This is a genomic window from Serratia sp. YWN4 (assembly GCF_055790845.1).
Window position 1 is genome coordinate 2,067,351 of the sequence record NZ_CM147696.1, and the last position, 14,251, is coordinate 2,081,601.

The window sequence follows — 14,251 nt, forward strand, 5'->3', positions numbered from 1 at the left end:
GGCGAGGAGTGAAAAATATGTGATACGTAATTAATATTTATAGTGTCTATTTATGAATTTTGGAGGAGCCAATGCAGCAGCTATACAGTTATCTCTCTGGCGAGTGGGTGTACGGCCAGGGAAAACCCCGCGAGATCCACCATGCTGTCACCGGAGAGCCGCTGTATCAGGTGTGCTCCGACGGGCTGCCGCTGGCGGCCAGCCTGGATTATGCGCGGTTGAAGGGGGGCAAGGCGCTGGCGCAAATGACCTTCCAGCAGCGTGCGCAGATGATGAAGGCGGTAGCTAAGCACCTGCTGGTGCACAAAGAGGCGCTGTATGATATTTCCTATCAGACCGGTGCCACGCGTAACGATAGCTGGGTCGATATTGAAGGGGGGATCGCGACGCTGTTCTCCTATGCGGGATTGGCCGGGCGAGAATTACCGGATGACACACTGTGGCCGGAAGATGAACTGATCCCACTTTCCAAACAGGCGCAGTTTGCCGCGCGGCACGTGCTGACTTCGCGCCCCGGCGTAGCGCTGCATATCAATGCGTTTAACTTCCCCTGCTGGGGAATGCTGGAAAAATTGGCCCCTACTTGGCTGGCAGGCATGCCAGCGATCATCAAGCCCGCCACCGCGACGGCGCAGCTGACCCAGGCGATGGTGAAGCTGATTATCGACAGCGGGCTGGTGCCGCAAGGATCGTTACAGCTGATCTGCGGCGGCGTTGGCGATATGTTCGATCATCTCGATTATCAGGACGCGGTGACTTTCACCGGTTCGGCACAAACCGGGCAAAAGCTGCGTTCTCACCCGCGCTTGCTAGAAAAATCCATTGCATTCACCATGGAGGCCGATTCGCTCAACTGCTGTGTGCTGGGGGAGGATGTCACGCCAGATATGCCGGAGTTTGCGCTGTTTATCAAAGAAGTTTGCCGCGAAATGACCAGCAAAGCCGGGCAGAAGTGTACGGCTATCCGGCGCATTATCGTGCCCGCCGCGCGTATTGCCGAGGTGCAACAGGCGCTATTGCAGCGTTTGGCGGGCGTGCAGATTGGCGATCCGCAACTGGAGCCGGTGCGCATGGGGGCGCTGGTCAACCAGGAGCAGCGTGACGATGTGCAGCAAAAGGTGGCCTTCCTGCTGCAAAACGGCTGTGAGGCTTTGTGTGGTGCGGCGTTGGATAAGCTGGCGATTGCCGGTGAGCGCGCGCAGGAAGGGGCGTTTTACCCGATCACATTGTTGTATTGCGCCGATCCCTTTAGTCATCAGGCGGTGCATGGCACCGAGGCGTTTGGCCCGGTGGCGACGCTGATGCCTTATCAGAGTACCCAACAGGCCATTGAATTGGCGCTATTGGGGCAAGGCAGCCTGGCCGGATCCCTGATTACCGCCGATGAAGCGTTGGCGACGCGCGTTATCCGCGCCACCGCCTGCGCCCATGGCCGCATGCTGGTGCTGGATCGCCATGCTGCGGCAGAATCTACCGGCCATGGTTCACCGCTGCCGCTGTTGGTGCACGGTGGCCCAGGGCGTGCCGGTGGTGGCGAGGAGTTGGGCGGGCTGCGTGCGGTGAAGCATTATATGCAACGCACGGCGATCCAAGGCAGCCCAGCGATGCTGGCGGCGATTGGCCGTGAATGGGTGCGCGGTGCCAAGGTGGTTGAGGAACAGGTGCATCCGTTCCGTAAATACTTCGAACAGTTGCAGATTGGCGAAAGCCTGCTGACCGCACGCCGCACCATTACCGAAGCCGATATCGTTAATTTTGCCTGCCTGAGTGGCGATCACTTCTATGCGCATATGGATAAGATTGGCGCGGCGGAGTCGTTGTTTGGCGAACGGGTAGCGCATGGCTATTTTGTGGTATCGGCGGCGGCAGGGTTGTTTGTTGATCCCGGCGTCGGGCCGGTCATTGCCAACTACGGCATGGAAAACCTGCGTTTTATCGAACCGGTGAAAATAGGTGACACTATTCAGGTGCGGCTAACCTGCAAGAAGAAAATCCGTAAGCCACAGAAAACAGTGGAAGACCGCCCGCATGGCGTGGTGGTGTGGGATGTGCAGGTGTTCAATCAGCATCAGCAGGCGGTGGCGCTATACAGCATTTTGACGCTGGTGGCGCGGCAGGAAGGGGATTTCCCGGTCTGAACTAATGCACGGCCCTTTCTGGGGCCGTTGCATGTTCCCGGCAGGTTTATCATGACATACCGTGAAAAATCAGAGGCGTAAAAAAGCTCGGCGAAAGTTCACCGGGAACAAAGGTCACATCTGAATATGGTCACATAAACAGCAATGTGGCTGAACCATCCCACACTGCGGCCAGTGCATAGACCAAAACCAGAAACAGCATGAAAGATGTGTTGCTCATGGCGCGATCCTCATCGTGGAGTTTGTTGCGCATAGACCAAGTATAGCTTGTTATAGCAGATAAAAATGACAGCAAAATGACATTAGCACAAATATCGTACAACTAAAATCTGTTGCTGGTGAATGGGTAAACGGCTGGTTTTTTACTATAGTAATAACATGCAGATACGAATTATTGCAGATAGCCCCGCTTTATAGGCCGCTTGGAGGTGGTATTGATCGGGGAACGGAGTGAAAGATAACCATGGGGTGGCGTCGGTGCTGTTGTTGGCTTGGTCGTTGGTTTTCTTTTAGTCAGAAAATAAATCGGGAGAGTAAAAATGGGCATCATTTCCTGGATCATTTTTGGTTTAATCGCCGGTGTTCTGGCTAAGTGGATTATGCCAGGCAAAGATGGCGGCGGTTTTATCATGACCGTCATCCTGGGGGTTGTGGGTGCAGTTGTCGGCGGCTATATCAGTACCTTTTTCGGTATGGGTCAAGTCGATGGCTTCAACCTGGGCAGCTTTGTTGTGGCGGTAGTCGGTGCTTTGGTGGTGCTGGTTATCTACAGAAAAGTCAGAAGCTGATCGAGTCTCGCTTAACAGGGCCGCTGCGGCGGCCCTGTTCTTTTGTACGCCCCGCAAACGGAATTTAGTGCGTCAATACAATCTTGCCAATATGGGCGCTGGATTCCATCAGCGTATGGGCCTGTGCTACCTGTTCCAGTGGGAATGTCTTGAAAATCTGCGGTTTCAGCGTGCCGCGTTCCAATAGCGGCCACACTTTCAGCTCCAACTCTGTGGCGATCTGTGCTTTGTTTTCCACGCTGCGCGCCCGCAGCGTAGAGCCGGTGTGGGTGAGGCGTTTAAGCAACAAAGGCATCAGGTTCAGTTCTTTGGCCATGCCGTGCTGCGTGCCAATCTGCACGATACGACCATCCATGGCGGCAGCCTGATAATTTTTGGCCACGTAGTCACCGGCGATCAGATCGACAATCACATCCGCGCCTTTACCGTGGGTGGCACGTTTGGTCTGTTCGACAAAATCTTCGCTGCGGTAGTTAATGGCCACGTCGGCCCCCAACGCCAAACTGGCCAGGCGTTTCTCTTCTGAGCCCACGGTAGTAATAACGCGGGCGCAGAACGCTTTCGCCAGCATGGTTGCCACTGTGCCGATACCGGAAGTTCCACCATGAATCAGTACCGTTTCCCCGGCTTGCAGATGGCCGCGCTGAAATACGTTCACCCAAACGGTGAAGAAGGTTTCTGGAATGGCGGCGGCCTCGACCATACTGAAGCCCTTCGGCACCGGCAACGCGTTGCTTTCATGCACCTGGCAATATTGCGCGTAGCCGCCACCGGCGATTAGCGCACAAACCCGATCGCCTGGTGCATAGCGTTGCACGCCAGCGCCCACCGCAACCACTTCTCCTGCGATCTCCAACCCCGGAATATCCGAAGCCCCCGGTGGTGGGGCATACTGCCCACGGCGCTGCATGACATCTGGGCGGTTAACCCCGGAAGCGGCAACCTTTACCAGTATTTCACCGGGTGCCAGCGTAGGGATTGGGCGTTCTACAAGCCTCAGAACCTCCGGTTCACCAGGCTGGCTGATTTCAACAACTTTCATGGTATTAGGGAGTTGTACATTGGCTGACATGCTGTTTTCCTTAGCTGGCAAATCGGGTATATGCCCGATTCAGGGAACACCTGCGGCTCATCTTATAGAAATAACAGCGTCGTCATTAAGGAAATGGGGCGGTGTGGCAGAAAGAAGAACAGAGCCGCCGCAAGGGCGGCATAGAATTAATCGTTCGGCGGAATGCGAAAACCTTTCAATGAGACAATAAAGTGTTCTTTCCCTTTGGAAATTTTGGCACCTTTCTCACACCATAAGCTGGCGAGCTGGAAGAAATCGTCACTGTCGATGTCATAGGCCAGCTCGATTTTTTTAGCGGTTCCTGAACGGATCAGCGTTTCTGCTTCCTGATGATTTACAGCTTTAACCATGGTCATAAGCTAAATCCTTGGTATCAACCGAGAGCGGGTAATCGCTGATTATCTTATGGTGGTATTGTGACGTTTTTGTGATGAAAGAATGACAGGGAGCTAAACTGTGGGCTGGCGCATGTTGGGGAAAAGACGTGCTTCATGCTATGGTGAGTGGCGCTACGCTGAAATCGAAGTCATTATGCAGTATGTCATTGAGCTAAATACCGATAACGCCAGCGAGATAACGCTGATAATTTCGCCGGAAGGGGTTGAATACTGTGCGATTGGTCCCGTTTCTGCTCTCCTTAGGCAAAAAGAGTTGCTATTCAACGCCGGGCATGAGTTAATGATTCCCGGCCTGTGGTACAGACCTATTTATGCACGACATTTTGAGTAAAGTAGTTCAAATTTAAAGCGTTATCCTTGATAGCTCTTCTCTGACGAATTTCCTTTCTAGTGCCTCCATAAGTAACTGATGACCGGCTATAACATGCCCATGGCGGCTTAAATTTAATATTGAAGGAATTAGACATGTCTAACATGATCAAAGGTCAAGTGAAGTGGTTCAACGAATCTAAAGGTTTTGGTTTCATTACTCCTGCAGACGGCAGCAAAGATGTATTCGTACACTTCTCTGCAATTCAGGATCAAGGTTTCAAGACCCTGGCTGAAGGCCAGAACGTACAGTTCTCTATCGAGAACGGTGCTAAAGGTCCGTCAGCGGCTAACGTTACCGCTATCTAATCGGCCTCTTGCTGATTAACAAAAACCCGCCAAGGCGGGTTTTTTTGTCTCTGCAGTTTGGCAGTAAGGCAAAAGCCTGTAGCTTTGCGGGGCGAATAAAACCGTTACCGTGTTCTGCTAAGCTTTAACGATGTAGTCAGGGCAAAGTATCGCAGCGGTGTGATTTGCAGCCATGACCAATGATGAGGTAAACCATGAAAGTTAACGATCTGGTGACGGTGAAAACCGACGGTGGTCCACGTCGTGAAGGGGTTGTGCTAACAGTGGAAGTATTTAATGAAGGGACGATGTATCTGGTGGCATTGGAAGACTACCCTGCCGGTATATGGTTCTTCAATGAGATTGACAGTCGCGATGGCACTTTTGTTGAACTGCGTTCAGCAGAAAACGAGTAAACCCTACCTTGCTGTATCTGGTTTTTTCTAGAGGTTAATATTGCTGCATGATATCGGAGTTAATTCTCAAACGAGAATACCCGTCGCGACAGAACGTGCCGGTGCGAACAGGTATTTCAGTTTTGCTGGAGAACGCGTCCAGTAGGGCGTCTGCACGGCTTTAAAGTCGTGGTATTACCTGTATCAACGATTGTTAACGAATATGCCATTAGTCAATGTGTCGGTTAAACGAACAACGTGATAGATAATCTGTTTGTTGTGCGTTTTGATCTTTCTCTTGATGTTTCCCTTATGGGAAGAGACCGTTTTCGCTTTGATCTGCATCTGATCGGAGATCTGAATGGTTCCCTGGCCGGACATCCACATGCGTAGCATATTGGATTCGGTCTGGCTGAGCGTCACCGGTGTCTGGTCGAGCGAGTTTTTTTCAAGGCGGGTGATTCTTTTCTCAAGATAGTGGTTGAGTAACCGGCTCATGGTTTCTGGTTTGATGGATTTTGACGAGATGATAACGTTTTTGCGCACGTATAAATAATCGTCGAAATGTACATTAGTAATTGCCATAAAAATAAAGAATAACGTATCGGGGTGCCGAGAAATCACCTGTTTTATTCTTTCTGTCGCATCGGCTTCATGTATGAAGCAATCTTCGTTCAAAAAAACCAGGTTAGGCTTAATCCTGGTACATTTTTCGTCCAGGCAATCGATACCGGCAGCAGTGTTGATATGACGCTTTTTCACACCCTGTGAAGTCAGATAGTCAGTAAGTCCTAATCTGGTGTAACTGCATGAATCCATGATAATTGTTGGCATATAGCACCTCACTTAAACCTGTTCTACTGCGGTAGTAATAAGAAAAGCCTGAGTTTTAAGGCTAAAAAGGTACAAAAAAATTGCATTTTATGGACGTAAAGTTCTATCAATAAAACAGACACTACTCAATGTCTTTTCGGACTAAATTTTTTAATCCCATTAATCCATCAGTTTAGCTTAAGTCGCCTTATTATAGCGAATGATTGAATATCTGCTCACAATAGCCTTGAGTGTCACTCAGCGATAAGATTAACCTCATTAAATTTATTCAGTATCTCATGAGGGTTATTTCTACGTTAGTAAGATAATTATTAAAAAAATTCACATTTTAACTTTTGCTTAATTTCTGCTGTTTTTTTGAGCGCATGGAGCATTCTCAAGGCATCATAAATTTAGATTTAACATTGAAATTAAATTCATTATATCAATGAATTTATTGAATTGATAATGATAACTCTTCCTATTTGTAGCATTGAAGTCGATTTTTAAGCGGTGAAAAGAGAAAAATTCACATTGAATAGCGTGGTTTTTTGTGCCTTAACCGTGATTTAGTTATACAGCACATTGATTTTTATAAACTATCACGCAGTGTTAAGATAACAGTATTTGCTTATTGTTGTGAGCTTAGGCAGGCACTGGCAGCGTGATGTTGGTAAAACGGGGGCTCCTACGTCGAAAAACAGGAGCCCGTTGGCAACGGTGCAGCTTTGAGCAGCACAGCGTTGCAGTAACACAACGCTGTCTTTACTAATGATTAACCGGCTTCTGGCCGACAGATTTGCATTGATTCTAGCGCCAGAGTGATGTCCCGCTCTTCGGTCATCCAGTTTACCAGTGCAGCGCGAATACCCGGCTGGCCATTATAGTGAGTGGGGGTACAACGTACCACGCCATGCTGGTCTAAACGTGCAAGAAAGCGATCGCGCGCGATTTCTGCATCACCTTCAACTTCCGTTAGTGCAAAGCACACTATGTTCAGATTTACGGGTGCCAGCAGGCGAAAGCCTTCACTGGCCGCTAATCTATTCCCCAAACGGTGCGCCAGCGTGATATTACGTTCAACGATCTCCTGCATGCCGCTGCGGCCATAGGCTTTCAATGCCATCCACAACGGCAGGGCACGAAAACGCCGCGAGTTCTCCGGTGTCAGGTGCAGATAGTTATCCGGCCGCAGGGTTGGCGCCTCGAGATAAGTCGAATGGTTCTGGAATACCTGCATTTGCAGCGCCAGATGGCGGGTGAACTGAATGGCGCTGTCATAGGGTACGTTCATCCATTTGTGAGCGTCCACGGTGATCGAATCGGCCTGTTGCCAGCCTTGCAGCAGATGCGCATAACGAGGGGAGCAAGCGGCTACGCCGCCGAATGCGGCATCAACGTGCAGCCAAAATGGATAGCGCTCGCGCAGTGCCAGCAGGCCAGGTAAATCGTCGAAGGTGGCGGTATTCACCGTCCCGGCGCTGGCTAATACGATAGTAGGTTTGCCTGGCGTTGCGGCAAGGTGTTGCTCTAATGCTGCGATGTCGATTGCTTCCGAGTCAGCCTGCCGAGCGATGCTTTTCAGCGCATCACGCCCGATCCCGAGCATGCTGAGGGCTTTTGCGCTGCTGGAGTGGGCATTGGCTGAAAGCACCTGAATAGGGCCAAGGGCTGCCAGCCCCTGCTGTGATACGTCAACCCCGTGCCGTTGCCCAAGCCATTGGCGGCCGATGGCGATACCGACAAAGTTTGCCATGGTGGCACCGCTGACAAAACTGCCGCTGAAATCAGCAGGCAGATGCAGCAAGGATTTCAGTTGTTCAATCGTGGCTAATTCAAGGGTTGCGGCAAGGGTGTCATGGCTAAGCAGGCTGTTCTGGTCGGTTGCACTAACCAGCCAGTCGGCCGCTAAAGCTGCCGGAGTACCACCGCCGGTGACAAAACCAAAGTAGCGTGGCCCGGCGCTGCCGGAGAACCCAGCGGCATAGTGCTGCCAGAAATTTTCTAGGGCCGCTAGAGCGCCAGAGCCCTCTTCCAACAGGATATCATCCCCGGTTCTAAGCTGCTGCGCAGCCAGTGGTGGGCATACTGGGCGCTGTTCCAGTCCGGCGAGAAATCTTTGTGCCAGTTGGTTGGTGTGGTCGAGTATATGGGGAAAATCGTCAAGATCTTGTTGTAAACGAGGGTGCATGTCTTTTCCTTGGTATAGATAATGTGTAGGGCTATACCATAGAGAGTTTGCATTGGTGCTGATATCGATGAAAAATAGCCTTTTGTGATAGTAAGGCTAACCAGCTATGAACGATCGTTTGCCGATTCATTTTTTACCGACCTTTATCATTGCCGCTCGGTTAGAAAATTTGCGCGCGGCAGCGCAACAGGTACATTTGACTCATGGCGCAGTCAGCCAGCAAATTCAACAACTTGAACAAGCGATCGGCTGCCCGCTGTTCGAACGCAGCGGACGCGGAGTGCGGTTGAATGCTGCCGGGCGCGAACTGCTGGCCGTTGCCGAACCGGCATTGTCAGCTTTGCAGCAAGGTGTCAATCGTGTCAGACGGATTGCGGCAAGCCAGACGCTGCGCATCAGCGTGTTACCCTCTTTTGCTCATTATTGGTTATTGCCTCGGCTGGCGGCGTTTCATCGCGGTTGTTCCGGGATCACACTGGATATTGATGCATCACTGGCGGTACAGGATTTATCACGCAAGGGTTTTGATGCTGCGATCCGCATGGGGGATGGTGCGTGGTCAGGCGTGCAGGCGCAGCGTATTGCTACAGGTGAAGTTGTGCCCGTTGCCACCCCAGAATTAGCTTTGCAGTGGCAGGAGTCTTTTTCTAGCGTTGTTGGGGCACAGGCTCCATTGCTTGAACATGATGCGATGCCTTGGCGCGTCTGGTTTCAGGCGCAGGGATACGCAGGCGGTGGCCAGCAAGTGGCACTGTTCAACGATGCAGGTCTGTTGATCCGCGCCGCTGAACAGGGATTTGGTATTGCCCTGGTGAAAACGGTGCTGGCGGGTGATTCGATTGCTGCGGGCCGTTTGGTGCCGTTGGCGGCGGCGCAGCACTTGGGGAATAACGATATTTATCTGGTGTGGCCGCATGCGACTGGCCTGACGCCCGCGGTTGAAGCCTTGTTGCATTGGTTACAGCAGCAATTGGGGTGAGAGGCGTCATATATTGTATGTTGCCTACAATAGATATAATGAAATAAAGAGAATATGCAGTTTAATATTCGTTTAATAAACTATTCTTTACATCATCACCTTACGTAACTATACTCCCTGCAAAATTTCAGTGGAGAAAATCAATTGGACAGTTGTAGTAGCAGCGAAATAATTAAGGCAAGCTGACCGATCTCTTTCTGATTTGTTGCTTGCCGAACACGGCGGGCAGCACCCCTCTCATGTTATTCCGAGTTGTGCCAACCCGAACATCATTGTTGTACCTGAAGCTAAATCGCTTCGGGAGATTTGATTCGGACATTATTATGGTATTTCATCGCCACAGCCTTTTCCCTCCAGGCACTAAAACGCTAATCCGCTGATTTATTTTCAGCGCAATTTCGCGTGTGCTTAAAAGCACATGATTCACCCTCCTGCTGTTTATTAAGGGGAAGATCATGGCTATGACTCCTTTTGTCTTGAATTTATTACTGGCGATGAGCCTGGGCGCAATTATTGGCGCCGAACGGCAATGGCGCCAACGAATGGCTGGTTTGCGTACCAATGCGTTGGTGGCGACCGGTGCGGCAGTATTTATCCTGAGCTCGGTCACCACGGAGCCTTCCAGCGCCGGGCGTATTGCCGCACAAATTGTCTCTGGGATCGGTTTTCTCGGTGCCGGTGTCATTATGCGTGAAGGCCTCAATATCCGTGGGCTGAATACGGCCGCTACCCTGTGGTGCTCTGCGGCGATCGGCGTGCTGTGTGGTTTGGGCCAACACTGGGAAGCCGTACTGGCAACGCTGGTTATCCTATGTGCCAATATTCTGCTGCGGGAAGCGGCGCAGCGCATTAATCTGCAACCGCAGCAACAGGCGGTCGATCTGGAATTGCGCTACCGCATTCTGGTGACCTGTGGCGAACAGGATGAAATCCTGGTGCGTACGTTAATTCTGCAGGCGTTGAACGGTGTGGCATTACGATTACAATCGCTACGCAGTGCCGATATTGCGATTCCCGGCCAGCTAGAGGTGTGTGCGGAAATTATCGCTAATCCGGTCGCGCAAAAAGATATTGAAAGTATTGTCTGCCGCGTCAGTCTGGAAAGAAGCGTCAGTGCGGTGCATTGGCGTGTCGCTTCTGAATTGCCTGTTTAATTATTACCAACACTCACCTGTAAGGTGATAAGGAGTTGTAATGGACGATCACCCCGGAGCTTTTATTATTCTGCGTTGTTAACGCAATAATAATGACGTTAACAGCGCTAATTCAATAAATTCCACTCTGCGTATATTCACCTGTTAATACGGGTGAGGTCACCCTGTGCGCAGAGTAAAATAAGAGAATAGTGTTATGACCTATATTAAAGAAAAAATACGCCGCCGTGATAAAAGCCGCGAACCTTATGCCATCGCGCTTGAGGCAAAGAACAGCCTCGATCAGACGCTGGCAAATTTGAACTGTAGCCGCATTGGATTAACCCAGGAAGATGCACAAGAGCGTTTGCAACACTTTGGCACCAATCAGGTGGCTCATGAGAAAGCTCCCCATGCGTTGGTGCAATTAGTTAGCGCGTTTAATAACCCGTTTATTTTTGTCTTGATGGTGCTGGCGGGGATCAGTTTCTTTACCGACTATTGGCTACCGGCCCGGCACGGTGAAGAAACTGAGCTTACCGGCGTGATCATTATTCTGGTGATGGTGACGCTGAGCGGTTTGCTGCGTTTCTGGCAGGAATATCGCACCAACAAAGCTGCCGAATCACTGAAGTCGATGGTGCGCACTACCGCCACGGTGCTGCGCCGCAGCAGTTTCAGCGCTCAGGCGCTGGCGGTGGAAATCCCCATCCGTGAACTGGTACCGGGCGACATTATCCAGCTTTCCGCTGGGGATATGGTGCCAGCGGATGTGCGTTTGCTCAGTTCCCGCGATCTGTTTATCAGCCAGGCTATTTTGACCGGGGAAGCGATCCCGATCGAGAAATATGACGCACTGGGTAACGTCAGCCAGAAATCGACCGAAATCGATGCTTCCAGCGAAAGTGAGTTGCTCGAACTGTCGAACATTTGCCTGATGGGAACCAACGTGGCCAGCGGTACCGCATCGGCAGTGGTGGTAGCAACCGGTGGCCGCACCTATTTCGGCTCTCTGGCGAAGTCGATCGTCGGTTCCCGCTCGCAAACCGCGTTTGATCGAGGGGTGAACAGCGTCAGTTGGCTGTTGATCCGCTTTATGCTGGTGATGGTGCCTATTGTCTTGCTGATCAATGGGTTCACCAAAGGCGACTGGTCGGAAGCCGCGTTGTTTGCGTTGGCGGTTGCCGTTGGCCTGACGCCAGAAATGCTGCCGATGATCGTCAGTTCCAACCTGGCGAAAGGCGCTATTGCCATGGCGCGCCGCAAGGTGGTGGTCAAGCGCCTGAATGCCATTCAGAACTTTGGCGCGATGGACGTACTCTGTACCGATAAAACCGGCACATTGACGCAGGATCGTATCATCCTTGAACATCATCTGGATGTGAACGGCAACAAAGATCATCATGTGCTGCATTTGGCCTGGCTGAACAGCTTCCATCAAAGCGGTATGAAAAACCTGATGGATCAGGCGGTGATCCGCTTCGGGCGTGGTAAGCCGGGCGTCGAAGCGCTCGGGCGCTACAGCAAGGTGGATGAACTGCCGTTTGACTTTGTGCGCCGCCGCCTGTCGATTGTGGTACAGGATGAAGAACAGCGTCAGTTGCTGATCTGCAAGGGTGCGGTGGAAGAGATGCTGGAAATCGCCACCCACCTGCGCGAAGGGCAGCAGGTGCTGGAGATTGATGATGCGCGCCGTGCTGCTTTGCAGGCGCTGGCCTGCCAGTACAACGAAGATGGTTTCCGCGTGCTGGTGCTGGCCACGCGCGATCTGGGGCCGGAAGGTTGCACGCTGCCACTCAGCGTAGCGGACGAGCGCGATCTGGTGATTGAAGGGCTGTTGACGTTCCTCGATCCGCCAAAAGAAAGCGCACAGGAAGCGATCGCGGCATTGCAGGAAAATGGGGTGGCAGTGAAAGTGTTGACCGGCGACAACCCGGTGATCACCTGCAAGATTTGCCGTGATGTCGGGCTGGAACCGGGGGAGCCGCTTTCTGGCTTGGAAATCGAACAGATGGATGATGTTCGGCTGGCGCGTGAAGTAGAACAGCGCACGGTATTTACCAAACTGACGCCGTTGCAGAAATCACGCGTGCTGAAGATGTTGCAGGCCAACGGCCATACCGTCGGTTTCCTGGGGGATGGCATCAACGATGCTCCAGCGCTGCGCGATGCTGATGTGGGGATTTCCGTTGATACCGGCACTGACATTGCTAAAGAATCGGCCGATATTATCCTGCTGGAAAAGAACCTGATGGTGCTGGAAGAAGGGGTGATCAAAGGGCGTGAAACCTTCGGTAATATCATCAAATACCTGAACATGACCGCCAGCTCCAACTTTGGCAACGTGTTTTCGGTCCTGGTAGCCAGTGCATTTATTCCTTTCCTGCCGATGCTGGCGATCCACTTGCTGTTGCAGAACCTGATGTATGACATTTCCCAACTGTCGCTGCCGTGGGACAAGATGGATAAAGAGTTCCTGCGCAAGCCCCGCAAGTGGGATGCCAAGAACATTGGCCGCTTCATGCTGTGGATCGGGCCAACGTCGTCTATTTTCGATATCACCACCTATGCCCTGATGTGGTTCGTGTTTGCCGCCAATAGCGTAGAACATCAGGCACTGTTCCAGTCTGGCTGGTTTATTGAAGGGTTGTTATCACAAACGCTGGTGGTGCATATGTTACGTACCCAGAAGATCCCGTTCATCCAGAGCACGGCAGCATTGCCCGTGTTATTGACTACTGGGCTGATTATGGCGCTCGGTATCTATATTCCGTTCTCACCGCTCGGCGCTTGGGTTGGGCTGCAACCGCTGCCTTGGGAATACTTCCCTTGGTTGGCGGCAACGCTGGTCAGCTACTGTGTGGTAGCCCAGTTGATGAAGCGTTTCTACATCCGCCGCTTCGGGGAGTGGCTATAACAGTTTCTTCACCAGTAGACCCAACATAATAGTCAGCGTAAAAGAAAACAGCGTACCGAGTAGCACATATTCGGTACGCATTTTGTCACCGGTTTGCCGCAGATCGCCAAAGCGAAAAATAGACTTGGCTGCCAGTAGAAAACCGATAGCCGGTATCTGGCCGATCAGGACAAACGTTAGGATCAACGTCCTTTCCAGATAACCTATTTGTTTACCGGCGCGCAGCAGCGAATCATCATCAGCTTTGGCACTGAGCGGCATTTGCGGCACCCAGCGCGCCAATAGCTGCCCGATCAGAATGCCCATTGGCGTATAAATCAGCAGATAGGCCAATACCATCAGGCTAAGTTGCCAGCCAGAAATCTGTTGCCATGCGGCATGCAGCAATTGGCCTGCATTAGGGCTGAGATACAGCCACAGGCACAGGATCACGGCCAGATGCAAACTTTGGTCGAGTAAAAGACTGCCTACCGGGCTCATACGGGTGAGCCAAGTGACTTTCATCAAGTCGATCAGGTAATGGCTGATGCTGATGAGCAGTAGAGTGCTCAACACGTCTGGCAATGATAACCCGCCCTGTAGCAATCCAAATACGGCGATGACAAAGGCTGCCAGTGCGCCATGCAACAGGGCATGTAACAGGAGGGAACGTGAACGGCTACGATTCAGGGCTTTATCCTTGACCCAACTGAGTGGCTGCAGGGGAAAGTCGGCAACCAGATGCACGACCAGCAGCCAGATCAACAGTGATGCGTAGGTTAAATCCATCA

At 51.7% G+C, this 14,251-nt stretch carries 13 protein-coding genes; 8 read left to right on the forward strand and 5 right to left on the reverse strand.

All coding sequences use genetic code 11. From position 1 onward, the window contains the following. The first annotated feature begins 71 nt into the window (after positions 1-71). Both paaZ and ACX9GT_RS09700 read left to right on the forward strand, forming a co-directional pair. The gene (gene paaZ / locus ACX9GT_RS09695) at positions 72-2,138 is read left to right on the forward strand and encodes a phenylacetic acid degradation bifunctional protein PaaZ (protein ID WP_473190870.1); all 2,067 of its coding nucleotides are present in this window, start codon (positions 72-74) and stop codon (positions 2,136-2,138) included. A gap of 539 nt (positions 2,139-2,677) precedes the next feature. Further along, positions 2,678-2,926 (forward strand): GlsB/YeaQ/YmgE family stress response membrane protein, encoded by a 249-nt coding sequence (locus ACX9GT_RS09700; RefSeq protein ID WP_473190871.1) that lies wholly within the window; start codon positions 2,678-2,680, stop codon positions 2,924-2,926. A gap of 64 nt (positions 2,927-2,990) precedes the next feature. On the opposite strand, the gene ACX9GT_RS09705 is transcribed toward ACX9GT_RS09700, so the two are convergent. Both ACX9GT_RS09705 and ACX9GT_RS09710 read right to left on the reverse strand, forming a co-directional pair. Continuing rightward, the gene (locus ACX9GT_RS09705; protein WP_473190872.1) at positions 2,991-3,998 is read right to left on the reverse strand and encodes an NAD(P)H-quinone oxidoreductase; all 1,008 of its coding nucleotides are present in this window, start codon (positions 3,996-3,998) and stop codon (positions 2,991-2,993) included. A 146-nt stretch (positions 3,999-4,144) separates the two neighbouring features. Then, positions 4,145-4,354: a hypothetical protein gene (locus tag ACX9GT_RS09710; RefSeq protein ID WP_473190873.1), complete on the reverse strand. Its 210-nt coding sequence runs from the start codon at positions 4,352-4,354 to the stop codon at positions 4,145-4,147. A 100-nt stretch (positions 4,355-4,454) separates the two neighbouring features. On the opposite strand from ACX9GT_RS09710, the gene ACX9GT_RS09715 reads away from it, so the two are divergent. The 3 genes from ACX9GT_RS09715 (at position 4,455) to dsrB (ending at position 5,469) form a co-directional block, all read left to right on the forward strand. Next, complete coding sequence (locus ACX9GT_RS09715; RefSeq protein ID WP_473190874.1) at positions 4,455-4,727, forward strand: hypothetical protein; 273 nt, start codon at positions 4,455-4,457, stop codon at positions 4,725-4,727. A gap of 134 nt (positions 4,728-4,861) precedes the next feature. Further along, positions 4,862-5,074: a transcription antiterminator/RNA stability regulator CspE gene (cspE, locus tag ACX9GT_RS09720; protein ID WP_004946278.1), complete on the forward strand. Its 213-nt coding sequence runs from the start codon at positions 4,862-4,864 to the stop codon at positions 5,072-5,074. Between the two features lie 194 nt (positions 5,075-5,268). Then, positions 5,269-5,469, forward strand: coding sequence for a protein DsrB (gene dsrB, locus ACX9GT_RS09725; RefSeq protein WP_473190875.1), 201 nt, complete (start codon positions 5,269-5,271; stop codon positions 5,467-5,469). Positions 5,470-5,652: 183 nt separating this feature from the next. Here dsrB and rcsA read toward each other — a convergent pair whose 3' ends face one another. Beyond that, positions 5,653-6,282: a transcriptional regulator RcsA gene (gene rcsA, locus ACX9GT_RS09730; protein ID WP_473190876.1), complete on the reverse strand. Its 630-nt coding sequence runs from the start codon at positions 6,280-6,282 to the stop codon at positions 5,653-5,655. Positions 6,283-7,036: 754 nt separating this feature from the next. After that, positions 7,037-8,452 carry a pyridoxal phosphate-dependent decarboxylase family protein gene (locus ACX9GT_RS09735; RefSeq protein WP_473190877.1) on the reverse strand — a complete coding sequence of 472 codons (1,416 nt, stop codon included), beginning with the start codon at positions 8,450-8,452 and terminating at the stop codon, positions 7,037-7,039. Positions 8,453-8,558: 106 nt separating this feature from the next. On the opposite strand from ACX9GT_RS09735, the gene ACX9GT_RS09740 reads away from it, so the two are divergent. The 3 genes from ACX9GT_RS09740 (at position 8,559) to mgtA (ending at position 13,481) form a co-directional block, all read left to right on the forward strand. Then, positions 8,559-9,431 (forward strand): LysR substrate-binding domain-containing protein, encoded by an 873-nt coding sequence (locus ACX9GT_RS09740; RefSeq protein ID WP_473190878.1) that lies wholly within the window; start codon positions 8,559-8,561, stop codon positions 9,429-9,431. 455 nt (positions 9,432-9,886) lie between these two features. Continuing rightward, entirely contained in the window at positions 9,887-10,585 is a 699-nt protein-coding gene (locus ACX9GT_RS09745; protein WP_459399010.1) for an MgtC family protein, read from the forward strand. Between the two features lie 196 nt (positions 10,586-10,781). After that, positions 10,782-13,481, forward strand: coding sequence for a magnesium-translocating P-type ATPase (gene mgtA, locus ACX9GT_RS09750; protein ID WP_473190879.1), 2,700 nt, complete (start codon positions 10,782-10,784; stop codon positions 13,479-13,481). On the opposite strand, the gene ACX9GT_RS09755 is transcribed toward mgtA, so the two are convergent. Beyond that, the gene (locus tag ACX9GT_RS09755) at positions 13,476-14,249 is read right to left on the reverse strand and encodes a DUF3307 domain-containing protein (RefSeq protein WP_473191549.1); all 774 of its coding nucleotides are present in this window, start codon (positions 14,247-14,249) and stop codon (positions 13,476-13,478) included. The two genes, mgtA and ACX9GT_RS09755, sit on opposite strands and share 6 nt — an antisense overlap. Between the last annotated feature and the right edge of the window lie 2 nt (positions 14,250-14,251).

Bases quoted from the DNA above. Each gene is read 5' to 3' on its own strand.
- rcsA (WP_473190876.1), bottom strand. From the start codon at position 6,282: ATGCCAACAATTATCATGGATTCATGCAGTTACACCAGATTAGGACTT.
- mgtA (WP_473190879.1), top strand. From the start codon at position 10,782: ATGACCTATATTAAAGAAAAAATACGCCGCCGTGATAAAAGCCGCGAA.
- ACX9GT_RS09740 (WP_473190878.1), top strand. From the start codon at position 8,559: ATGAACGATCGTTTGCCGATTCATTTTTTACCGACCTTTATCATTGCC.
- dsrB (WP_473190875.1), top strand. From the start codon at position 5,269: ATGAAAGTTAACGATCTGGTGACGGTGAAAACCGACGGTGGTCCACGT.
- ACX9GT_RS09735 (WP_473190877.1), bottom strand. From the start codon at position 8,452: ATGCACCCTCGTTTACAACAAGATCTTGACGATTTTCCCCATATACTC.
- cspE (WP_004946278.1), top strand. From the start codon at position 4,862: ATGTCTAACATGATCAAAGGTCAAGTGAAGTGGTTCAACGAATCTAAA.
- ACX9GT_RS09755 (WP_473191549.1), bottom strand. From the start codon at position 14,249: ATGGATTTAACCTACGCATCACTGTTGATCTGGCTGCTGGTCGTGCAT.
- ACX9GT_RS09745 (WP_459399010.1), top strand. From the start codon at position 9,887: ATGGCTATGACTCCTTTTGTCTTGAATTTATTACTGGCGATGAGCCTG.
- ACX9GT_RS09710 (WP_473190873.1), bottom strand. From the start codon at position 4,354: ATGACCATGGTTAAAGCTGTAAATCATCAGGAAGCAGAAACGCTGATC.
- paaZ (WP_473190870.1), top strand. From the start codon at position 72: ATGCAGCAGCTATACAGTTATCTCTCTGGCGAGTGGGTGTACGGCCAG.
- ACX9GT_RS09700 (WP_473190871.1), top strand. From the start codon at position 2,678: ATGGGCATCATTTCCTGGATCATTTTTGGTTTAATCGCCGGTGTTCTG.
- ACX9GT_RS09705 (WP_473190872.1), bottom strand. From the start codon at position 3,998: ATGTCAGCCAATGTACAACTCCCTAATACCATGAAAGTTGTTGAAATC.